We start from the raw sequence: 3,611 nt of genomic DNA, 5'->3' as shown, positions 1-3,611 counted from the left end.
AGATCGAGGAACAAAAGCCGGTCGCCCGCATGTCCGATGATATAGAGCAATTGCTCGCGCGACAGGCGCGGGTTGAGGGTATGGCACACCGCGCCCATGCCCGAGATTCCATAATAAAGCTCGAAATGCCGGTGCCCGTTCCACGCCAGCGTGCCGATCCGGTCCCCCGGTTCCAGTCCAAGTGCCGTGAGCGCCTGCGCCAGTTGCGCCGCCCGCGCCAGCGTTTCCGGATAGCTCTGGCGGTGCAGATCGCCCTCGACCCGCGCCGACACGATGCCTTCGGTGGCATGCGCCTCGGCGGCGTGCAACAGGATGTCGATGATCCTGAGCGGCCGATGCATCATCTGGCCTTGCATGGTGGTTTCCTCCCTCGTCCCTCGCGGACGGACGGTGGCATGAAAGCGGAGGGGGATCAATCGGCCGGAGGGGGCCTTGACTTGTTGCGAATAGTTCTCATATTCATTCTCATGTCACACCACATCACAGCCTTTCCGTCTCTGACCCGCCGCCGCGCGCTTGGCCTTGCGTTGGGCGCGGTGGCGCTCACTTCGTGCCCGTCCTTTGCCCAAACCGCCCCGTTGGAGGTGGTCGCCACCACCGGCATGATCGCTGACGCCGCGCGGGTTGTGGGCGGTGATCGGGTTTCGGTGCGCGCCCTGATGGGGCCGGGGATCGATCCGCATTCCTACCGCCAGACCCGCAGCGATATTGCCGCCCTCGCCCGCGCTGATCTGGTGCTCTGGCATGGCCTCTATCTTGAGGCGCAGATGGAGGAGTTTTTGCTGAAACTTGCCGCACGCTCGCCCGTTGTCCCGGTGGGCGAGGCGGTACCCGAGGCAGAACGCATCGCGCATGAGGATTACGAGGGGCGCTATGATCCGCATGTCTGGATGGTGCCGGAATTGTGGGCGGTCGTGGTTGATCGCATCGCCCAAACGCTGAGCGACGCGCGGCCCGACGATGCAGCCCTATTTGCCAGCAACGCCGCGCGCTACAAGGACGATTTGGCGCGGCTGGGCCGCTATGCCACGGGCGTTTTGGCCTCTGTGCCCGAACCGGCCCGCGTGCTGGTCACGGCGCATGATGCCTTTGGCTATTTTGGCCGCGCCTATGGTTACCGCGTCGAGGGTATTCAGGGATTGTCCACGGAATCCGAGGCCGGTCTGGCGCGGGTTCGCGATCTGGTTGATCTGCTGGTCAGTCGCCAGATCCGGGCGGTCTTTGTCGAGAGCACCGTGTCGGATCGCAATATCCGCGCGCTGATCGAAGGGGCTGCGGCACAGGGGCATGAGGTGATCGTCGGCGGCGAGCTTTTCTCGGATGCTATGGGCACACCTGGCACCTATGAGGGCAGCTATCTGGGCATGATCGACCATAATGTGACCACCATCGCCACTGCCTTGGGCGGCGCCGCTCCGGGGCGCGGGATGGATGGAAAACTGGCGGCTGGGGGATGAGCATGGCATTGGAACTGGTTGGCAAAGCCACCGCGCCAGACACCGACAGCCCGCTGTCGATCCGGGGGCTGACGGTCTCGTATGGTGAAAAACCAGCGGTGTTTTCCGTTGATGTCAGTTTTCGCCCCGGTCAGATGACCGCCATCGTCGGCCCGAATGGTGCGGGCAAATCGACGCTGCTCAAGGCTGCGCTCGGGATCATCCGGCCTTTGTCTGGACAGGTTACAAGCCTTGGCCGCCCGCTGAACGAGCGGCGAGCGCGGATTGCCTATGTGCCGCAGCGCGCCAGCGTGGATTGGGATTTTCCGGCCCGCGTGCTTGATGTGGTGATGATGGGTCTCACTCGCGAATTGGGTCTTTTGGGCCGGGTGCGGGCCAGCCACCGCGCCCGCGCCACGGCCTGTCTTGACCGGGTCGGGATGGCAGGGTTTGCCCATCGCCAGATCGGGCAGCTCTCGGGCGGGCAGCAACAGCGGGTGTTTCTGGCGCGGGCCTTGGCGCAAGAGGCGGATCTCTATCTCTTGGACGAGCCCTTTGCTGGCGTCGATGCCGCCACGGAAAAGGCGATCATCGCGGTGCTGCACGGGTTGCGCGCCGAGGGCAAGACAGTGATCGCCGTGCATCACGATCTGGCCACGGTGGCCGAGTATTTCGACCGCGTGTTTCTCATCAACACCACCGCCATTGCCGAAGGTCCGGTGGCCGAGGTGTTCACCCCCGCGCATTTGCAAACCGCCTATGGCGGGCGGCTGGCGTTGGCGCAGATGGGTGGGGCGGCGGCGCTCTGAGCATGCTTTGGGACGCGCTCACGCTGCAACTGGGATATAACGCCACGCTGGTCACGCTGGGGGCCATGATGCTGGGCGTGGGTGCGGGGGCCACGGGCACCTATCTCTATCTGGGCAAGCGTGCGCTGGTGTCGGATGCCATCAGCCATGCCACCCTGCCCGGCGTCGTGCTGGGGTTCATGGTCATGGTGGCGATGGGCGGCGAAGGCCGGTTTCTGCCCGGTCTCATGCTGGGGGCGGCGCTGTCGGCGGGGCTGGGCCTTCTCGCCGTCACGTGGCTCACGACGCGCACGCGGTTGCATGAGGATGCAGCGATTGGCGCGGTGCTGTCGGTGTTCTTTGGCTTTGGCGTTGTCCTGCTGACGGTGGTGCAGGTGATGGATGCCGGGCGGCAGGCGGGGCTTGAGACCTTTTTGCTGGGCGCTACGGCAGGCATGCTGCGCGACGAGGCGCTGACGATTGCGGCGGGCGGCGCTGTGGTGCTGGCGTTGGTGTGGCTCTTGCATCGGCCGATGATCCTTGTGGCCTTTGACCCCGAATATGCGGTGGGGCAGGGGATGCGGCTTGCGCGTGTCGATCTGGCGATGATGGGATTGGCGCTTGCCATTACCGTGACCGGGCTCAAGGTGGTGGGCCTCGTGCTTATCGTGGCGCTCTTGATCATCCCGCCGGTGGCGGCGCGGTTCTGGTCAGAGCGCGCAGGTCATGTGGTGATGATCGCGGGGATCATTGGCGGGGTTGCGGGCTATCTGGGCGCTGCAGTTTCCGCCACGGCACCGGATCTGCCCACGGGGCCGCTCATTGTGCTGGCAGCCTTTGCGCTCTTCGTGCTGTCGCTCTTGCTGGCCCCCGGTCGGGGCGTGCTGGCAGCGGCCTTGCGGCATCTGCGATTTCAGCGGCGGGTGCATCTGCGTCAGGGCCTCTTGGCACTGGCGGCGGGGCAGCCGGTCTATGAGCCGCTGACCCTGCGCTTGATGCGCCGAGCGGGGCTGGCGCGGGCCGATGGCGTCGCGACCGAGGCAGGCCGTGCCATGGCGGCACGCGCACGGCTGGACGAGCGGCGCTGGCAAATCCTGCGCTCGGACCCGGCGTTCGAGGCGGCAGCGGCGCGCTATGACGGGCTGACACCCTTGGAAGAGGTGCTGACAGGCGATCAGATTACAGCCCTTGACCGGGGCCTTGGGCCAGAGGGGGCGGTGTGATGGGACAGGATTTCGTCATGCTGTCGCTCACGCCGCTGCTGATTGGCATTGCGGCGGCAGTGGCCTGTGCGCTGCCGGGGAATTTCCTGCTGCTGCGGCGACAGGCGCTGATCGGCGATGCGATCAGCCATGTGGTGTTGCCGGGGATCGTGGCCGGGTTCCTT

General features: G+C 65.6%; 5 protein-coding genes. 4 read left to right on the top strand and 1 reads right to left on the bottom strand.

What is annotated here, in order from left to right; translation table 11 throughout:
* A partial coding sequence (locus tag KBT70_RS09335; RefSeq protein ID WP_296631802.1) for an AMP-binding protein occupies positions 1–356 on the bottom strand: 356 nt, incomplete at its 3' end.
* 111 nt (positions 357–467) lie between these two features.
* Here KBT70_RS09335 and KBT70_RS09330 point away from each other — a divergent pair.
* From KBT70_RS09330 to KBT70_RS09315, 4 genes are all read left to right on the top strand, one after another.
* Positions 468–1,457, top strand: a complete 990-nt coding sequence (locus KBT70_RS09330; protein WP_296631808.1) for a zinc ABC transporter substrate-binding protein — start codon at positions 468–470, stop codon at positions 1,455–1,457.
* Positions 1,454–2,245 (top strand): metal ABC transporter ATP-binding protein, encoded by a 792-nt coding sequence (locus KBT70_RS09325; RefSeq protein ID WP_296631800.1) that lies wholly within the window; start codon positions 1,454–1,456, stop codon positions 2,243–2,245. The genes KBT70_RS09330 and KBT70_RS09325 overlap by 4 nt, the downstream gene beginning before the upstream one ends.
* 2 nt (positions 2,246–2,247) lie before the next feature.
* On the top strand, positions 2,248–3,447 hold the full coding sequence (locus KBT70_RS09320; RefSeq protein WP_296631795.1) for a metal ABC transporter permease: 1,200 nt from the start codon (positions 2,248–2,250) through the stop codon (positions 3,445–3,447).
* Positions 3,447–3,611, top strand: a 165-nt coding sequence (locus tag KBT70_RS09315) for a metal ABC transporter permease (RefSeq protein WP_296631805.1), incomplete at its 3' end; no start/stop codon positions are given. The genes KBT70_RS09320 and KBT70_RS09315, both read left to right, overlap by 1 nt.

It is taken from the genome of Roseovarius sp. (genome assembly GCF_018066915.1).
Taxonomy (GTDB): Bacteria; Pseudomonadota; Alphaproteobacteria; order Rhodobacterales; family Rhodobacteraceae; genus Roseovarius.
This window is presented reverse-complemented; position numbering and strand designations above follow the sequence as displayed.

Excerpts from the sequence above, each read along its gene's own strand:
- KBT70_RS09330 (WP_296631808.1), top strand. The coding sequence starts at position 468 with ATGTCACACCACATCACAGCCTTTCCGTCTCTGACCCGCCGCCGCGCG.
- KBT70_RS09325 (WP_296631800.1), top strand. The coding sequence starts at position 1,454 with ATGAGCATGGCATTGGAACTGGTTGGCAAAGCCACCGCGCCAGACACC.
- KBT70_RS09320 (WP_296631795.1), top strand. The coding sequence starts at position 2,248 with ATGCTTTGGGACGCGCTCACGCTGCAACTGGGATATAACGCCACGCTG.